Consider the following 18,232-nt stretch of genomic DNA (forward strand, 5'->3'; position numbering starts at 1 on the left):
TGGGTTGGGCCTTCTTTCTATACTGACATCCAAATAAAAAAATAAGTAATTTTATATATCCTCTTTGTGTCTTTGTGCCTTTGTGGTGAAAAAATAATTTTTTCAACACCAAGACACTAAGACACCAAGAAATTTTCATCTTCCTGCTACCAGGCGTACGAGCCTAAAGCTTTTTCGTTGCCTTGGAATAATTTAGATTACGATAGAATTGTAGAATTGTTAAGGCTTATTTACAGAATCTGTACATTCCCTCAAATTCTGTTAGAGCAGTCCACCACTATATATAAACTGTAACCCTTTCTAGAGTACTGGAACGCGCTTATTATGACGCTCCCAATCCGTAACGTTGCTATTATCGCCCACGTAGATCACGGCAAAACAACCCTCGTTGATGCTCTCCTCAAACAATCCGGCATTTTCCGTGAAGGGGAAGACGTTCCGGATTGCGTCATGGACTCCAACGCCCTGGAAAGGGAACGAGGCATTACTATTCTTTCTAAGAATACTGCTGTTAAGTACAAAGAAACGCTGATTAATATTGTTGACACTCCCGGACACGCTGATTTTGGCGGCGAAGTGGAACGGGTACTTGGCATGGTTGATGGTTGTATCCTGATTGTAGATGCTAATGAAGGCCCTATGCCTCAGACACGTTTTGTTTTGAAGAAGGCGTTAGAAAAGGGACTCCGCCCGATTGTTGTAGTCAATAAAATCGATCGCCCGCAAGCTGATCCCTACGGTGCAATTGATAAGGTATTAGATTTGTTCCTAGAACTAGGCGCAGATGAAGATCAGTGTGATTTCCCGTATCTGTTCGCCTCTGGTTTGAGTGGCTACGCCAAAAATGATTTGGATGACGAACCTAAGGACATGCAGCCCTTATTTGAGGCTATTCTGCGTCATGTTCCACCACCAGTCGGTGATGTCAACAAGCCATTGCAATTGCAAGTCACCACCCTCGATTATTCGGAATATCTGGGACGGATTGTTATTGGTAGAATCCACAACGGTACAATCCGCATGGGACAACAAGCGGCTTTGGTGACAGAAAGCGGTAACGTTGTCAAGGCTAAAGTCACGAAATTGATGGGCTTTGAAGGCTTGAAGCGAGTAGAAATGGAGGAAGCAACTGCTGGTCACATTGTGGCAGTGGCTGGTTTTGCTGATGCTAATATCGGTGAAACAATCACTGATCCTAATGAACCCCAAGCTTTACCACTAATTAAAGTTGATGAACCGACTTTACAAATGACCTTTTGGGTAAATGATTCGCCTTTTGCAGGTCAAGAAGGTAAGTTGGTGACATCTCGACAAGTGCGCGATCGCCTTTTCCGGGAATTGGAAACTAATGTCGCCCTCCGCGTTGAAGAAACTGACTCTCCTGATAAATTTCTGGTTTCCGGTCGTGGTGAATTACATTTAGGTATCTTGATTGAAACTATGCGCCGTGAAGGTTACGAGTTCCAAGTATCCCAGCCACAGGTAATTTACCGAGAAGTAAACGGTCAACCTTGTGAACCTTACGAACTTCTAGTACTGGACGTTCCCGAAGACGCTGTTGGTAGCTGTATCGAACGCCTCGGACAACGTCGTGGTGAAATGCAAGATATGCAAGTTGGTGGTAATGGACGCACCCAACTAGAATTTGTCATTCCCGCCCGTGGTTTAATCGGATTCCGGGGTGAATTCATGCGGATGACGCGGGGCGAAGGGATTATGAACCACAGTTTCCTTGATTACCGTCCACTCAGTGGTGATATTGAAGCCCGTAACAAAGGTGTGCTGATTGCTTTTGAAGAAGGTGTCTCTACCTTCTATGCGATGAAGAATGCTGAAGATAGAGGTGTATTCTTTATCACTCCCGGTACAAAAGTCTATAAGGGTATGATTGTCGGTGAACACAACCGTCCCCAAGACTTAGAATTAAATGTCTGCAAAACTAAGCAGCTTACCAACCACCGCGCTGCTAGTGGTGATGAGTTAGTACAGTTGCAAGCACCAGTGGAAATGAGCCTAGAACGTGCTTTGGAATACATCGGGCCAGATGAATTGGTGGAAGTTACACCCCAGTCAATTCGTCTGCGGAAGATGGCGAAGAAGTTGGCAAAACGTTAATTAACATATAGAACTGTAGAGATGTGCCAATGGCACGTCTCTATTTTTTTGTCTGATCAGAATTTGTACAATGGCAAATACAAGCTGTGCGAATAAAGATATTGAGGAAAATAACAATGGTGCAAACACCTAATCAAGTCCTCACACTAGAAGAATTTCTTAAACTGCCAGAAACAGAACCTGCGAGCGAGTATATTGATGGGCGTGTAATCCAAAAACCAATGCCTCAAGGAGAACATAGTGCAATTCAGACGGAATTAGCACCTGCGATTAACTCTATATTGAAAACAAAACAGATTGCAAGAGCTTTTTCAGAGCTTCGCTGTACATTTGGTGGACGCTCAATTGTACCTGATATTTCTGTATTCACTTGGAGCAGGATTCCTCGCAAAGAAAATGGTGCAGTTGCTAATACTTTCTCACTCGCTCCAGATTGGATAATTGAAATTCTTTCACCGGATCAAAGTCAAACGAAAGTCACAAAAAATATTTTGCACTGTTTGAAGTACGGAACTCAAATGGGATGGTTAATAGATCCAGCAGAAGAACTAGTGTTCGTATATCTACCGGATCAACCAACAACTTTTTATGATCAACCAGAGGTACAGTTACCAGTACCAGAATTTGCCAAAGATGTTTGTTTGACTGTAGAAAATTTGTTTAGTTGGTTACGAGACTAAAAGAATTGTCTGGCGCGATCGCACCAACTCCCCAAAGTAGTAAATTTGTAAAAATAGAAAAGACATACAAACTCCGAATGTAACTCAAATGCTGAGTCAGACAACAACACGGCGCTTTACACTGGACGAATACCATCGTTTAATTGAACTAGGTTTTTTCCACGAAGACGAACGTGTCGAACTCATTCGCGGTGAACTAGTACAGATGGTAGCCAAAGGAACAGCACACACAACCTGTTGCAGTAATTTAATTCGAGAACTAGCACAATTAGTCGCTGGTAAAGCTGAGTTACGATGCCAAGATCCTATAACTTTACCATCAAGCAGTGAACCCGAACCCGATTTTGCCATAGTTCGTTCCACTGCTGATAATTACTTATCTGCACACCCTACACCCGCAGATATTTTTCTTGTCATTGAGATTGCAGATTCGTCTTTAGATTACGATCGCGATGTTAAAATGCCTTTGTATGCTGAGGCTGAAATTTCTCACTACTGGATATTTAATTTAGTTACTAACCAATTAGAAGCTTACAGCGAACCTTATAAAGATTCTCAAAATAATTTTGGCTACCGCTTCAAACGCATATTTTTAGCGAATCAATCAGTGGAAATACCTGTAGCGTCATCTCCATTGCTGGATTTATCTTCTGTTTTCCCTCGCAAAATTTCTTAATTCACAGTATTAGGGAAGTCGAAATAATATATTTTTTTTTAACGCAAAGGAACGCGGAGTCAGCGCGGAGGAACGCAGAGTTTTTGGACTTAATATCTTGAGTAATTCTGATATAGGCAGAAACGATATCAAGATATCAAAGCACTATTTCTCAAGAGAAATAGGATTTTCATGGATTTGTCCAATCCTTTCTAACAAAGCTTTATTTGGTGGTGGTGGCATTGGTAAACGCGAAAGCTTAAAATTCACCATTGGAGAAGTTATTTCATCAGTCATTTGCCGTATCCTCTAGTAAAAATAAATTACAGATAAATGTCAGACAAAAGTTTAATTAAACTTTAAAAATACACAAACTAAACCTTGAACTTTCTTAGATTTTAAATCTAATCAGTCAATCTACTTATTGAAGTAATTAACTTCATCAACTCTTCAGAAAAACACGTAGGTATTGTGAATTTCAGGAATTGATAGGTTAAGTTATTTGTTGATATTTTCCAATTACCTATTACCCATTACCTATCAACAATGAAAATTATCAAACGCATTACTAATTGGTTAGAGATCCGTGCTTCTACTCCTACATACAGTGGTTGGGTTTTGGCAGGAATTGCTATTTGCTTTTTTGGGGCTGCGATTAATACAATGGCTGGCTGGCTTTATGCAATTAGTGGGATTAGTTTTGCCTTACTTGGTATAGCAGCTGTGTTACCACCGCGATCGCTCTTTAATTTAGTAGTGAAGCGCCATCCAATTTCACCAGTCACAGCTGGAAATGATTTAAAGGTTGAATTAGATATTCTCAATCCGACGAAGAAGCCAGTGAACTTGCTGCAAGTTGCAGATTTGTTACCCTTCATCTTGGGAAAACCACAACAGCAAGCCATAGAAACTATTTTGCCTGAGAACACTTACCGTTGGGTGTACTATTACCCTACCCAACGCCGGGGTATCTATCGCTGGGAGACTGTTGAACTAGCTAGTGGTGCGCCTTTAGGGCTGTTTTGGTGTCGTCGCCAGCGTGAATGTACAGCGAAGGCGATAGTCTATCCCCCAGTGTTAACCCTTGCCAGTTGTCCTTTGATAGATAGAATTGGGCAAGAAGACAGTCGCAAGGGCGATCCTCGTGGTGTACCTTTGCAAACAGCCAACGAAGGACTGGTGCGATCGCTACGTCCTTACCGCATAGGTGATTCCATGCGTCTCATTCACTGGCGTACCAGCGCTCGTTACGGAGAATTACGGGTACGAGAGTTAGAAATTGTTACTGCGGGGCAACAGACAATTATTGCCCTTGATAGCAGTGCTAAATGGCAAGAATCAAGTTTTGAGCAAGCAGTAATTGCCGCAATTTCATTGTATTTTTACGCACAACAACAGCAAATACAAGTACAACTGTGGACAGCATTTACAGGTTTAGTCAGAGGCGATCGCGCAGTCATGGAAACCTTAGCAGCAACTCATCGTGGTGAAGATGCCATAAATCTTGCTCCTACAAGCGAACCATTGATTTGGCTCACCCAAAACCCCTTAACCCTCTCTTCGCTTCCGAGTGGTAGTCGTTGGTTGTTATGGCAAAATCTGCAAACAGCAACAGAACAAGTAGTAGTGAATCGAGACTATCTCGGTATAGTCGTGCAACCAGACCAACCTCTACAACCCCAGCTACAACAGGCTTTGAGTTGATAGGCTACTTCAATTCTGTCTATTCATAATTACAATGCTTGGGTGAGTCAAGAGTAGTTGATGATTTGCGATCGCCACAGAATCGGCAAAAGACTATATTTAAGGGATATACCTAGCGTAATAGTAGCTAAAAAAAGAGGGATTATCCCCAGTTATAGCTTACCAAGGCTGCGGTACAATGCAAAGAAATGTGTAAATTATGAGTAGCCGTTCCTATGATCTCACCAGAAGTAAACACAAAATCCAGCGATAAAAACTTAGAAGCAATGCGGCATTTTTCTGAACAATACGCCAAGCGCACTGGAACTTACTTCTGTTCTGAACCTTCTGTAACCGCAGTGGTAATAGAGGGACTTGCTAAACACAAAGATGAACTCGGAGCGCCTTTATGTCCCTGTCGCCACTACGAAGATAAAGAAGCAGAGGTCAACGCTGCTTTTTGGAACTGTCCTTGTGTACCAATGCGGGAACGTAAAGAGTGCCACTGTATGCTTTTCCTCACTCCAGATAATGAGTTTGCTGGCGACAAACAAGAAATTTCTTTGGAAACAATCAAACAAGTGCGGGACAGCATGGGTTAACAGAATCAGTAAACAGTTACCAGTGAACAGTTACCAGGTATTTATCTACTGCTCACTGGTCTCTTTATAAAGAAATGTATTTATTAATAAAAGTAAAAATTATTGTTATTGAAAATGCTCGATAACTGATAACTGATGACTGATGATCAACCCCAGCAATTCTGGCAAGGTGTAGAACAGTTTAATACTAGAGAATTCTACGCTTGTCATGATACCCTAGAAGCTCTATGGATGGAAGCAACAGAGCCAGAAAAAACTTTTTATCAAGGAATTTTACAAATAGCGGTAGCACTGTATCATTTGGGTAATCACAATTGGCGAGGCGCAGCAATTTTGTTAGGAGAAGGTAGCAACCGCCTGCGACGTTATCCATCAGTTTACGGCGGTATTGATGTAGATGAATTATTAGAGCAAAGCGCTGCATTATTAAGAACATTACAGCAAACAGAACCAGAGAAGCTAGCCACGATGAAATTGGGGGAAACTGAAGGATTGCCCTTACCCAAGATAGTTATGGGGACTGAAGAGTAGTGGACAAGGGAGACAAGGAAGAAATCATTGAAAATGTCAGGAATTTATTCTTAAACCATCTGCCATCTGCCCTCTGCCATTTCATCTTGCCTTTTTTCGGTGAAACCTTGAGTTTATGGCGAACGTCAATTGTCTCAGCTAGTAGTTATCTTGGCATACTCTAGTAGTTGAGATAATTAGAATACAAGCTGAAATCTTAATTGTTAAATTGCTATGATCTCTTGGTATCAATTATTTTTATTCCCAATGCGCTGCTTTGGATTAGCCTTCATGCTACCAGCTGCATTTTTTGGTGCGATCGCATTTCCCAGTCAACTACAAACTGCTACCGCCCAGACATCAGCTGGAAATCGCCCTCTGACTATTCATTCTGATGTGCAAGAATACGACGCTAAAACACAAGTAGCAACTGCTCGCGGCAATGTACAAATGGTATATGAAGCCCGAGGAATTCAAGCAACAGCAGCCCAAGCTCAATATTTCAGCAAAGAACGCCGCATAGTTCTAAGTGGTAATGTTTATATTTTGCAAAAGGGAGGCAATAGTATTCGGGGTGAGACAGTGACATATCTTATTGATGAAGGACGATTTGTCGCTACACCCAAAAGTGGCCGTCAAGTAGAATCTATCTACATTGTCAACGACAGTCAAGTAAATCAAGCGACTACACCCGCCCCAAACACACCTGCTCTTCAGCGTTCTAATTAATAGTGTGACTCCTAATTTGCACATTTTATAACCCTTATACAGGAAAGTTTTGAGAAATCTCATCAAAATGTGCTTGTTTCATATTTTGCGGGAGCGTTAATCGCGCCTGTAGTCGGCTCACCTGAGCACCCATAGCCCAAGTCCATTAAAACGGACTCAAATGTATATCCAGAATGTATATCCAGTAAGCTTTAGCTTACTTGAGTTCAATCTCTGGAAATTTATTTCTTGGCAGGCGAAAAAGTAGGTGCAAGTCTAAGGTTAGTAGTTGATAATAGTTTGTTGTTTGGAACAACCACCAACCAACAACCACCAACCAACAACCAACAACCAACAAAGCATACAGAACGTGAAAATTGTCCTAGAAAATATTCGCAAATCTTATGGCAAGCGAGTGATTGTCAATCGCGTCAACGTTTCTGTTGCCCAGGGTGAAGTAGTTGGGTTACTTGGCCCAAATGGTGCTGGCAAAACTACAACATTCTACATTGCCACAGGTTTAGAAAAACCAGACCGGGGAACTGTATGGTTGGATCATCAGGACATCACTGCACTGCCTATGCACAAAAGGGCAAGACTAGGTATTGGTTACTTAGCCCAGGAAGCCAGTGTGTTTCGCCAATTATCAGTACGAGATAATATACTGTTGGTGCTAGAGCAAACAAACGTACCTCGTTGGCAATGGCAACGGCGACTAGAAACATTATTACAAGAGTTTCGTTTAGAAAAAGTAGTTAATAGCAAAGGAATTCAACTTTCTGGAGGTGAGCGACGCCGGACAGAATTAGCAAGAGCATTAGCAGCGGGTAGAGAAGGACCAAAATTTTTATTTTTAGATGAACCTTTTGCAGGAGTTGACCCAATAGCAGTTTCAGAAATTCAGCATCTGATTGGACAATTGCGGGAACGCGACATGGGGATCTTGATTACAGATCATAATGTCCGCGAAACCCTTGCCATTACAGATCGTGCCTACATCATGCGCGAAGGTCAAATTCTTGCTTCTGGCAATGCCGACGAACTCTACAATAATGCCTTGGTGCGGCAATATTACTTAGGTGATAATTTTCAGGTTTAGTCATTTGTTGGTTACTTGTTGTAGAGACGTGCAATGGCACGTCTGTACATTGGTTAGTAGTTAGTGGTTAACCATACCAATGACAAATGACAAATGACTAATGACTAATGACCAATGACTAATGACTTATGGCTAAATCTAAATCTTTCCACAACCTCAGTTCATTGCTGTCCTTTTCCATAATGGATCGCTACCTTGCGAGCGAATTAATCCCACCCTTTTTATTTAGTTTTGGGATTTTTGCTTCCCTTGTGTTCACGGCGGATAGCTTATATGAATTGCTGCGAAAAGTCGTACAAGCAGGATTACCACTAGAAATAGCTTTAAAGGTTTTTTTGTTAAAGCTACCACGGGTAATTGTTTATGTCTTTCCAATGTCGACACTGCTAGCAACTTTGATGACCTACAGTCGTCTCTCTGCTGAAAGTGAACTTATCGCTCTGCGTAGCTGCGGGGTAAGTGTGTATCGTATGGTACTGGCTGCTGTGGTCATGAGTTTCTTAGTGGCAGGGATAACATTTGTTGTTAGTGAGCAAATTGCACCAGCAGCTAATTATGAAGCCTCTGTGACTCTAGATAGAGCTCTCAAATCCGACAAACCAACATTTAAGCAAGAGAATATCTTTTATCCTGAATATCAAAATGTTAAACAGCCGGATGGTAGTAAAGAAAGAATACTGACACGCTTGTTTTATGCTGATAAGTTTGATGGCAAGCGTATGAAGGGTCTGACACTGATAGACCGTTCTCAAGAAGGTCTCAATCAAATTGTTGTAGCAGAGTCAGGAGAATGGAATGGCTCACAAAGCGTTTGGGATTTTTATAACGGTACTATCTATCTAGTTGCACCTGACCGTTCTTATCGCAACATCGCCCGATTTAAACATCAACAATTACAACTTCCCCGCACACCATTAGATGTGGCAAATAGAAGCCGTGACTTTGAAGAGATGAATATTGCTCAGTCGCTAGAACAACTGGAAATAGAAAGCATTAGTGGTAATGAGCAAAAAGTTCGTCAACTAAGAGTCCGTATTCAACAAAAAATTGCCTTTCCTTTTGCTTGCGTCGTCTGTGGATTAGTTGGTGCTACTGTGGGAACAATACCCCAACGTACAGGTCGAGCAGCAAGTTTTGGGATTAGTCTAGTAGTTATTTTTACTTATTACACAACATTACAGGTTGCCCGGACATTAGGGGACACGGGTTTTCTGTCTCCTTTCGTGGCAGCTTGGCTACCCAATTTTTTGGGGTTGGCATTAGGTTTATTTTTACTGGTACGGACAGCACGGCGGTAGGATTGGGGTGATGGGGTGATGGGGTGATGGGGAACTCACTGGCCCCATGAGCGTAAGCGCGAACCCGTAGACGCGCTCATAGGCTTCAAGGTAGAGTAGGGCTTCGGTGAAGGGTGGAGTATGAGGAGTGTGGGGAGTGTGAGAGGTGTGGGGAATACTAGTCATTAACCACTAACTACTAACTAGCAACAACCAACAATCAACAATCAACAATTTCCTATTCAATCTTCATAATAAATGCGGCATTCTGGTGCATCTGGGTTGGCTGCACAGTATTGCTCAAAGGATGTTTTGGTAAATGCCATATGTCCAGCTTTTTGATGGGCTGCTTCTGCTTGGATTTCTTCTACTGTCACCCAAGCTGCTGCGCACTCTCAAGATAATGTACCGTATAAAGAGCAAATAGCACGAGCATCTGCGATCGCTTGTTGAATTTTGTCTTCTAGCAAAACCGATTGGGGACTTTCAACAAAATTACTTTTAGTTAAGATATCGGTGACAGAAATTATGCCCAACAGCTTACCTTGAATTACGGGCGCTCTGCGGATACCTGTATTGGCAAATAACCGAGCGACATATTCTACAGACAATTCAGGATTGAGAATAATGCAGGGCTTACTCATGATTTCGTAGATCCGTACTTGTTTGGGATCTTTGCCATAAGCTGCTACTTTATAGACAATATCCGTTTCCGTAACAATACCATAAGCATCGTTTTCATGATTGCGCTCCACGACCAAAGCCCGCAATCGTTTTTCTTTTATTACACCTACTGCTTCGGCGACTGTTGCTGAACTGCGGATGCTAACAACCTCTTTGGTCATGATATCTTCTGCTTTCATGCTACTGCTCCTGTTGATTGCCCAGCCACAAGCACTAAGTTAAAGCAGATTCAAATTTCAGATGATATCGAAACTGACAGAAGAAACAGGAAAAAGGAAAAACTGACCTAATACACCCAAATGTAAATTTTATACTAAGAGTCATATATCAATAATGACTAAATAACAATTGAGAGGTTAGGATAAAATTCTTATTCGTTCTCTTTTCATTCCATCAGATTTATTTATGTCAGGTCGTCGCTATCCTCCCGCCTACTTACGTTATCTCAACGCCAGGTTATGGAATTTGGCTCGACCTAGTTTTTGGGGAACAGCAATCTTTTTAGCTGTGATGGGGTTGACAGTTAGAGAATACTGGAAACACCCAGATTTTTTGAATCTTAGGCAAAATAAGCAAATAGAAGCCAACAAACCTGTAAATTCTTCTCTTTCAGAAGAAGATAAAGCCATAGCCGCTGATATTGATAACTTACCAGTCCTATTTTATGACTTTACTCATGGAACTCTATCTTCTACAGCAACTAATGTGAAGCAAAAGACTAAGGTAGACAATACCAATGCTATTTTAGACGGCTTAAGCAAACAAAAGACAACAGCCACCGATGCAAATTCCAACTCTGGCTTGAAGCTAGTGAATCCAGCATTTACGCCAAAGTTAGAAAATTCATTTGTGGTACAAACAGAAAATTTATTGCAATTCAAAAATGATTACAATAACGGCCAGCTGTTAGGGGTAAACGGTTTAACAGCGTCGTCTATGCCAACAGGTACAGTACAAACCCCTACGAATGTGGGGATAGGATTTACGAATCCTGTCAACTATAACCACAATACTACTTTAGTTAGTCCCTTACAAACTGCTCTTAATCAATCAACTAATCAAAGTTCGTCTTTGGGGAGTCGTACAACCTCAACTCAGACAAATTCATTATTGTTACCCAATCAAAATTTACCATCGACGACGGGACTAAATAGAAATGCGATCGCTCCCGTCAATCATAGTACAAACTACCCTAATCAAAATTTTGCTCCCCCTGCTGCTAACACTCCCAACCTCGCGACAACCAACGTCCAATTACCCACATCAGTGGTCACATCTATTACCTCCACCCAATCCTCTAATATAACGCCATCCTATACCCAAACACCAAGTCAAAGCGTTGTTAATTCCAGCAACTTTGGCGATGCTTCTAGTTTGCAGCCACCCACTCAAGTACCACAAAATAACTCCTCGTCACCTTCTCAATTTCCTGGGCTGTATACAGGTGAACGCCAGATTAATGGTATTTCCTATCCGAAATAGCACGAGTCTAACTCAAGAATCTTTTAAAGCTTACCTCTAAACCATCCTGAGGATGCGGCGTTGGAACCATAATCATCTCTAAGTTTTGTTCGGGTAGTAGCTCCCACTGATAATGACGCAGTAAAAGGGCTGCAAACAGTTTCATTTCTAGTTTGGCAAATTCTTTACCCAGGCATTCCCGTACCCCGCCACCAAAGGGTATATAACTAAAAGGTTTGGGTTTATCTTCTGCTCTTTGTGGACTAAAACGTTCTGGATCAAATGCTTCTGGGTGATTATAGACACTATGATCTTTGTGGGTTTTACCTACCTGATATAGTACAGACCAACCTTGAGGAATGCGAAAACCATTGAATTCACAGGACTGGATTACTTCCCGAAAGCCACCACCAACAGGCGGAATCAGCCGCATCACTTCTTTTAAAACTTGGTCTAAGTAAGTCATTTGTTTGAGATTTTCCGAAGTTAGAGGTGTGTCTACACCAAGCTGCTGTTGTTCACTGCGGGCAGTTGCTAAAACCTCTGGATTTTGTACTAATAATAGACACAGTGATGCCAAGGCTGAGGTCAGGGTTTCATGACCAGCAAATAGCAAAGTTAACAATTGGTCTTTAAGTTCGTTGAGGCTGAGGCGTTTACCTTCTTCATCCTCTGCTTGTAAAAGTAGTTCTAAAACGTCCTGATATGAGTTTCCAGTTTCTTGACGTTGATGGACAATTTTTTCAATTTCAGCTAACAATAATTTTCGACAACGTAATGCTTTACCAAAGTTAGTCCAGGGTAAATTTATTGGTAGGGTGAATAAACCATTCACCCAGATTTTATACCACTCACCCAATTGAGTTTGGGAAGCACAATCAACTCCTACAAGCAACTTGCAGGCAATATCAAGAGTGTAATTTCTCAGTTCTGGATACCAAGCGAATGTAGCAAGTTTTTCCCACCTATCTAAATATTGATGGGTAATTTGCTCCATGGTAATGGCATAACTAGCTAAAGCTCTTGGTTGAAAAGCTTGAGATAGTAGTTTACGGCGATTTTGGTGTTCTGTACCTTTTTGAACTGATAAAGATGCAGGGCCTAAAAGTATTCTGGTGCTGTAAGGCCAATTATTGGAAAAATATTTATGGTCGTTGCTGAATAAAAATCTGTTCCCTTCTGCACCTGTAACTATTAAAGTTGGACGTCCAAATATATGAGTCTTGAATAGAGAACCATATTTTTTGTATCGCTTTTCGGTAAAATTTGGATCGTTTAAAAATGGTATTGTTTCCCCAATTAAAGGTAAACCAAAACTACCGGGAGGTAAAGGCAGTGAAGTGGGGGTATTGGTAGTTGTCATGTAGTCCTGCTTTGAATTGTTCAACATAAGAGTGGACTGACAAGATCGATCCATATTGTACCAAGTTGTGTTGAAAAACTTTGATAATTTAAAGGCTAGCTGATTTATGTGTGTTTTTTTCCCAGCGTTCCTTGGCTAAACAACTAACAGCGTTGTCAATCTAACCAAATGCCTAAGGCGCGATCGCATCCTACATCCTACTTTTCAATACATTTCAGTGAAGCGCCTATTCATCGATATCTTTTGAATTGCTTCAGTTTATTTGTGCGATCGCAGCTAACTAACCCATATTATAAATAAAAACTATGTCGCAGGGTTGAGGGATCATTTTGTCAAAAAATTTAACTTTTGTAAATATGTAGTTTATTTAGCTTGATTTTGGTAAAAAAGCCATGAAAGCAAACAAAGGCATTTTACAAAAAGCTTTGTTAGGTATAGTTGGTGTGGGTAGTCTATTTGTCTTGTCTGCCTGTGGTCAACCAAGTGGAGAAAATACCACCCCTTCAGCCCAAACACCTACAGAAAATACTTCACCCGTAGCTGAAGTAACTCCCACAACTACTGCACCTGCAACACAAACTCCTGCTGGTACAACTGCAAACAAAAACTTTGCAGAACTTGCCCAGGCAGCAGCCAGCCAAGGATCATTTAAAATTTTGACGCAAGCAACAAAAGCAGCAGGTTTAGAAGAACAACTAACAGCACAAGGGCCTTACACAGTCTTTGCACCTACTGATGCTGCTTTCAACGCTTTACCACAAGGTACTTTAGAAAATCTCCTCAAACCAGAAAACAAACAACAACTAGTGCAACTCCTCACCTACCACGTTATCCCTGGACAAGTCACCTCTACTCAATTGACATCTGGAGACGTAAAAACAGTCGAGGGTACTCCTGTCACAATCGATGTTAATAGTACTGCCAGAACAATATCAGTTAACGGTGCGAAAGTTACTCAAGCCGATATCTTAGCTAGCAATGGTGTTGTTCACATAGTCGACCAGGTAATTTTGCCTCCTAATTTTCAAGTAAGTCCTACTTCTAGTCCAACAGCACAATAGTTAAGATCATCAAATAAAAAAACCGGGGAACATAATTGTTACCCGGTTCAGTCAACTAGGATGAGAATCCTCAGTTTAGGGACACCTCACTGCTGTGTCCCCATCCTATTTACTTATGTGTCTGAATTACAGAGCAACAGTTTTCTTGATAGCAGCACTGAGTTCACCTTTAGCATACTTAGCAGCAAACTCGTCCAAAGAAACCTGCTTAATCTTACTAGCATTACCAGCAGTTTCAAATTGTTGGTAGCGTTCAGCACATACTTTTTGCATGTACTTAATAGAAGGCTTGAGGAAGTGACGGGGGTCAAATTCCTTAGGATCTTTTGCCAAAGCTTCCCGCACAGCAGCAGTAATTGCCAAGCGGTTGTCGGTGTCGATGTTTACTTTGCGTACACCGCTCTTGATACCTTTTTGGATTTCTTCTACAGGTACACCGTAGGTTTCAGGAATTGTACCACCGTACTGGTTAATCAAAGCAATCAAATCTTCAGGTACGGAGGAGGAACCGTGCATTACCAAGTGGGTGTTAGGCAAACGGCGGTGAATTTCTTCAATGCGGCTGATTGCCAAAATTTCACCAGTTGGCTTGCGGGTGAACTTGTAAGCACCGTGGCTAGTACCAATCGCAACAGCCAAAGCATCTACTTGGGTTTGCTCAACAAAATCAACAGCTTGGTCAGGGTCGGTTAACAGTTGGTCATGGGATAGCTTACCTTCAAAACCGTGACCATCTTCTTTGTCGCCCATACCAGTTTCTAGAGAACCCAAGCAACCGAGTTCGCCTTCAACGCTGACACCCAAAGCATGAGCAACTTTCACTACTTCACGAGTGACATTAACGTTGTACTCGTAGCTAGCTGGGGTTTTAGCATCAGCTTCCAGGGAACCATCCATCATCACGCTGGTAAAGCCGTTCTTAATTGCTGAGTAACAAGTGGCAGGCTCGTTACCATGATCTTGGTGCATAGCAATGGGAAGATGGGGATAAGTTTCCACAGCTGCCAAAATCAAATGACGCAGGAAGTTTTCACCAGCGTATTTACGAGCGCCACGAGAAGCTTGCAAAATCACGGGGCTATCTGTTTCATGGGCAGCTTGCATAATTGCTTGAATCTGCTCCATGTTGTTCACGTTAAAAGCTGGAATACCGTAATTGTTTTCAGCCGCGTGATCCAACAGCAGCCGCATTGGCACGAGCGCCATAGATAGTCCTCCTAATTGTGTTGTCAGCTAGTCGGTTTGCAATCTAGCGTAAATAAATATTACGCCAATCTTAAGAAAATATTGTGAGCCTATAGGAAATTATAACTAGTGATGGGTGATTTCTGTAGAAAAACTTTGCCTATGGCTCAACATAAATCTACCTGATAGTTGTCTATATTTATTATCCATCTTTTCTATATGGGTCGCCTGGGATTCGAACCCAGAACTAATCGGTTAAAAGCCGAGTACTCTACCTTTGAGTTAGCGACCCATGTCGCGATTTGCAACTTCACCACTATATCACATATAGCCTGGGATTTGTAAAGGGGTTTAGAAAAATTTTGCCAAAATTCTCACATTTGCTGTACAAGTGGCTCCTGGTTGCAAAACTGTCAGGTGTTCACCAGTGTTAATGGCGTTACGAGGCGCACTCCAGGGTTCTAGACAGTAGAAGTCTTTGCCCTTGAGTGTCCAAAACACGAGCGTCGAAAAGATGTTGTCGTATTCCAGCGTCAGTTGTAATTTCCGGCTGTTGTCAATCACACTGGCTGATTGACTAGCTGGTTGTTTAAATGCCACATCAATTTCATCTTGATTGAAATCAAATTGACCTGCAAAAGAGTGGATTTTTTTGCTTCTTTGGTCTTGGTATTCTTGAGTAGGTATCTCAAACTGCAATTGTGTTTTATCCTGGGTGAAAAAGTAAGGATGAAACCCAAAACAAAAGGGCATTGCTTCCAAGGAGAGATTTGTATATTTTTGCTGTATTTCTAAGGTATTGCCTTGGATTCTATAATTAAAAATTAGCTGAAAATCAAAAGGATAAACTGCTTGTGTTTGTTCATTGCTATTGAGAGTAAGACTCAAAATCACTGCATCTTGAGTAACTTGATCAGTTACTTGCCAAGGTAAATCACGAGCGAAACCGTGTTGTTTTAAGGTGTAATGCTTACCTTTATAAGTGTAAGTATTTTCGGGTAGATTGCCGCAGATGGGGAACAAAATCGGGATACCACCCCTAACACTCAACTCTGGGTTAGCAAAGCGTTCTGCATCCAGGTAGAGAATTTCTTGCTCTTGAAGACGCCAGCGAGTAATGATACCGCCACGTTCTGGAACAACTTCTAGCTGAGAGTTGGCGGTTTCGTGCGTGAGAATGTAGGTTTTGTATTGTTTTTGTTGAATAGAGATAGAAAACACTGCTTTGGAGTGATGGAATAATAAATAACGTCTAAGGTAAATTAAAGAAGCAATATCAGGTTTTTTGGCAATAGTCCAGATTTTAATTTTGTGGCGTTGCTGAATTTGGTCATGAATTGTGTTTGTCTACATTTTGTAGAGACGTAGCAATGCTACGTCTGGTCACACCCGTAAATTGTAAATTCATATTTTGATTCAGCAACGCCAATTTTGTTTAACGAACACCGATGTACACCGATGAACACAGATAGATTATCGGTGTTCATCTGTGTGCATCTGTGTTCGACCTTAAAAACAGGATTTTTGCCATAGTTTTAATTCACATTAGGACTAAAGAATGAATTATGAAGTTATAAAATGTCTCAGCATTCATAATTCATAATTCATAATTTCTACTAATCTTCCGCAAAGACGTAGCGATACAGTTCGCTTGGATCTGGTTCTGGGCTACTTTCAGCGAACTTCACCGCCTCTTCTATTTCTTGCTGGATTTTGCGGTCAATCTCTTTTAATTCTTCCGCTGTCGCCAGGTTTCTTTCTGTAAGATAAGCAGCAAATTTCTTAATTGGATCGCGGGCAAACCAAAATTCTTTCTCATCTTTGCTGCGTAACTCATCGGGATCTGCCAAAGAGTGACCCCGGAAGCGGTAAGTCAGTGCTTCAATCAATGTTGGACCTTCACCTGCGCGGGCGCGGGCTACGGCTTCCTGGGCCACTGCACGCACTGCCATAATATCCATACCATCTACTTCCACACCCACCATGTTGAAGACGCTGGCTTTTTTATAAATTTCGGGGTCGGAAGTTGCCCGTTCATGAGCCATACCAATAGCCCATTTGTTATTCTCAACAACAAAAAGGATTGGCAATTTCCACAGCGCAGCCATATTTAAGGTCTCAAAAAACTGACCGTTGTTACAAGCACCATCACCAAAAAAGCAAGCTGTAACTTGATCAGCACTGGTATCACCTAGCACTTCTCTGCGGTATTTACTTTGAAAAGCTGCCCCAGCTGCTACTGGAATACCTTCTGCGACAAAAGCATAACCACCCAGCAAACGATGTTCAGCAGAGAACATATGCATGGAACCACCACGTCCTTTACTGCAACCTGTGGCTTTACCAAATAACTCTGCCATTACTTCTTTTGCTGGTACTCCCGCACTTAAAGCATGAACGTGGTCGCGGTAGGTACTGCAAACAAAATCTTCTCCTGGTCGCATTGCTCCTTGGATCACGCCTGTGGAGACTGCCTCTTGACCATTGTACAAGTGGACAAAACCAAACATTTTGCCCCTGTAATACATTTCGGCACATTTGTCTTCAAAGGTGCGTCCGAGTACCATATCTTGATACAATCGCAGTCCTTCTTCTCTGTCTATCTGGGCGCTAGCAATGTCAAATTTGGGTAAAGTGCGTTCTTGAACCATTATTTTTTAGTATCCCTGTAGTAACACTTAAAGTTACCATTTTTAAAAGAATTGAATAATTTAGACTCGAAAAACGAGTTAAAAATTAAACAGTCCTTTGCTATTACTGTTTTATGTTTTTTCTTGAAGGAGTTAAGATAACAACCCTAGACGCAAGACTATCAACCAGGATAGCTTGCTTTCTGCATAGCCATTAACAAATTAAAAAATTGAATCTTTTATATTTTTACTTCCCCAGATAATTGCCATAAATATCTAACTATGTTATACTTCGGTTCGCTCGCCAGCAGCGGCAAACCTATGAAACGGCGTCTGCCTGATGGCATGTTTGGAAACTTTGCTCAGAAGCAGTCGCAGGAATGTTTAACTCCTACATTCCCGCCGGAAGAAAATAGCAAATATCTGCCAATAGAATATGATTGGCGCTGCTTTCAAATAAATTGCAGGGGCAGAATAAAACTTGTTGCAAAACACACTTGTTGTCTGAAAACAACGAGT

At 41.5% G+C, this 18,232-nt stretch carries 17 protein-coding genes, 1 tRNA gene and 1 pseudogene; 11 read left to right on the forward strand and 8 right to left on the reverse strand.

The window, feature by feature from the left end; translation table 11 throughout:
* The first annotated feature begins 324 nt into the window (after positions 1-324).
* The 3 genes from typA (at position 325) to NIES592_RS03115 (ending at position 3,471) form a co-directional block, all read left to right on the forward strand.
* The gene (gene typA, locus NIES592_RS03105; protein ID WP_009756681.1) at positions 325-2,115 is read left to right on the forward strand and encodes a translational GTPase TypA; all 1,791 of its coding nucleotides are present in this window, start codon (positions 325-327) and stop codon (positions 2,113-2,115) included.
* A gap of 116 nt (positions 2,116-2,231) precedes the next feature.
* Positions 2,232-2,795: a Uma2 family endonuclease gene (locus NIES592_RS03110; RefSeq protein WP_062248728.1), complete on the forward strand. Its 564-nt coding sequence runs from the start codon at positions 2,232-2,234 to the stop codon at positions 2,793-2,795.
* Between the two features lie 88 nt (positions 2,796-2,883).
* Positions 2,884-3,471, forward strand: coding sequence for a Uma2 family endonuclease (locus NIES592_RS03115; RefSeq protein ID WP_062248727.1), 588 nt, complete (start codon positions 2,884-2,886; stop codon positions 3,469-3,471).
* A gap of 144 nt (positions 3,472-3,615) precedes the next feature.
* On the opposite strand, the gene NIES592_RS24275 is transcribed toward NIES592_RS03115, so the two are convergent.
* Positions 3,616-3,747, reverse strand: coding sequence for a hypothetical protein (locus NIES592_RS24275; RefSeq protein WP_256678052.1), 132 nt, complete (start codon positions 3,745-3,747; stop codon positions 3,616-3,618).
* A gap of 249 nt (positions 3,748-3,996) precedes the next feature.
* On the opposite strand from NIES592_RS24275, the gene NIES592_RS03120 reads away from it, so the two are divergent.
* The 6 genes from NIES592_RS03120 to NIES592_RS03145 all read left to right on the forward strand — a co-directional run bounded on the left by NIES592_RS03120 (position 3,997) and on the right by NIES592_RS03145 (position 9,350).
* Positions 3,997-5,154 (forward strand): DUF58 domain-containing protein, encoded by a 1,158-nt coding sequence (locus tag NIES592_RS03120; RefSeq protein WP_073554878.1) that lies wholly within the window; start codon positions 3,997-3,999, stop codon positions 5,152-5,154.
* A gap of 215 nt (positions 5,155-5,369) precedes the next feature.
* Positions 5,370-5,735 (forward strand): ferredoxin thioredoxin reductase catalytic beta subunit, encoded by a 366-nt coding sequence (locus NIES592_RS03125; protein ID WP_009756676.1) that lies wholly within the window; start codon positions 5,370-5,372, stop codon positions 5,733-5,735.
* Between the two features lie 135 nt (positions 5,736-5,870).
* A complete protein-coding gene (locus NIES592_RS03130; RefSeq protein WP_009756675.1) occupies positions 5,871-6,266 on the forward strand; it encodes a DUF309 domain-containing protein in 396 nt (131 codons plus the stop codon).
* A 213-nt stretch (positions 6,267-6,479) separates the two neighbouring features.
* Complete coding sequence (locus NIES592_RS03135) at positions 6,480-6,974, forward strand: LptA/OstA family protein (RefSeq protein WP_073554879.1); 495 nt, start codon at positions 6,480-6,482, stop codon at positions 6,972-6,974.
* Positions 6,975-7,323: 349 nt separating this feature from the next.
* Positions 7,324-8,052 carry an LPS export ABC transporter ATP-binding protein gene (gene lptB, locus NIES592_RS03140; protein WP_062248721.1) on the forward strand — a complete coding sequence of 243 codons (729 nt, stop codon included), beginning with the start codon at positions 7,324-7,326 and terminating at the stop codon, positions 8,050-8,052.
* A 182-nt stretch (positions 8,053-8,234) separates the two neighbouring features.
* A complete protein-coding gene (locus NIES592_RS03145; RefSeq protein WP_073554880.1) occupies positions 8,235-9,350 on the forward strand; it encodes an LptF/LptG family permease in 1,116 nt (371 codons plus the stop codon).
* Here NIES592_RS03145 and NIES592_RS24285 read toward each other — a convergent pair.
* Positions 9,324-9,515 (reverse strand): hypothetical protein, encoded by a 192-nt coding sequence (locus NIES592_RS24285; RefSeq protein ID WP_143168329.1) that lies wholly within the window; start codon positions 9,513-9,515, stop codon positions 9,324-9,326. The genes NIES592_RS03145 and NIES592_RS24285 overlap by 27 nt on opposite strands.
* Positions 9,516-9,571: 56 nt before the next feature.
* Positions 9,572-10,227, reverse strand: a pseudogene (locus tag NIES592_RS03150) (CP12 domain-containing protein).
* Positions 10,228-10,418: 191 nt separating this feature from the next.
* On the opposite strand from NIES592_RS03150, the gene NIES592_RS03155 reads away from it, so the two are divergent.
* Positions 10,419-11,495, forward strand: coding sequence for a hypothetical protein (locus NIES592_RS03155; protein WP_073554881.1), 1,077 nt, complete (start codon positions 10,419-10,421; stop codon positions 11,493-11,495).
* A gap of 7 nt (positions 11,496-11,502) precedes the next feature.
* On the opposite strand, the gene NIES592_RS03160 is transcribed toward NIES592_RS03155, so the two are convergent.
* Complete coding sequence (locus tag NIES592_RS03160) at positions 11,503-12,837, reverse strand: cytochrome P450 (RefSeq protein ID WP_073554882.1); 1,335 nt, start codon at positions 12,835-12,837, stop codon at positions 11,503-11,505.
* Positions 12,838-13,229: 392 nt separating this feature from the next.
* On the opposite strand from NIES592_RS03160, the gene NIES592_RS03165 reads away from it, so the two are divergent.
* On the forward strand, positions 13,230-13,898 hold the full coding sequence (locus NIES592_RS03165; RefSeq protein ID WP_062248715.1) for a fasciclin domain-containing protein: 669 nt from the start codon (positions 13,230-13,232) through the stop codon (positions 13,896-13,898).
* A 126-nt stretch (positions 13,899-14,024) separates the two neighbouring features.
* Here the strand turns inward: NIES592_RS03165 and fba are convergent, their stop codons facing one another.
* The 4 genes from fba to pdhA form a co-directional block, all read right to left on the reverse strand.
* A complete protein-coding gene (gene fba, locus NIES592_RS03170; RefSeq protein WP_009756664.1) occupies positions 14,025-15,104 on the reverse strand; it encodes a class II fructose-bisphosphate aldolase in 1,080 nt (359 codons plus the stop codon).
* A gap of 199 nt (positions 15,105-15,303) precedes the next feature.
* Positions 15,304-15,375: transfer RNA gene (locus NIES592_RS03175), tRNA-Lys, on the reverse strand.
* A gap of 59 nt (positions 15,376-15,434) precedes the next feature.
* Positions 15,435-16,304: an aldose epimerase family protein gene (locus tag NIES592_RS03180; RefSeq protein WP_073554883.1), complete on the reverse strand. Its 870-nt coding sequence runs from the start codon at positions 16,302-16,304 to the stop codon at positions 15,435-15,437.
* Positions 16,305-16,699: 395 nt separating this feature from the next.
* A complete protein-coding gene (gene pdhA, locus NIES592_RS03185) occupies positions 16,700-17,734 on the reverse strand; it encodes a pyruvate dehydrogenase (acetyl-transferring) E1 component subunit alpha (protein ID WP_062248711.1) in 1,035 nt (344 codons plus the stop codon).
* Positions 17,735-18,232: the final 498 nt, after the last annotated feature.

It is taken from the genome of Fischerella major NIES-592 (assembly GCF_001904645.1).
In the GTDB taxonomy this organism is placed as follows: Bacteria; Cyanobacteriota; Cyanobacteriia; order Cyanobacteriales; family Nostocaceae; genus Fischerella; species Fischerella thermalis.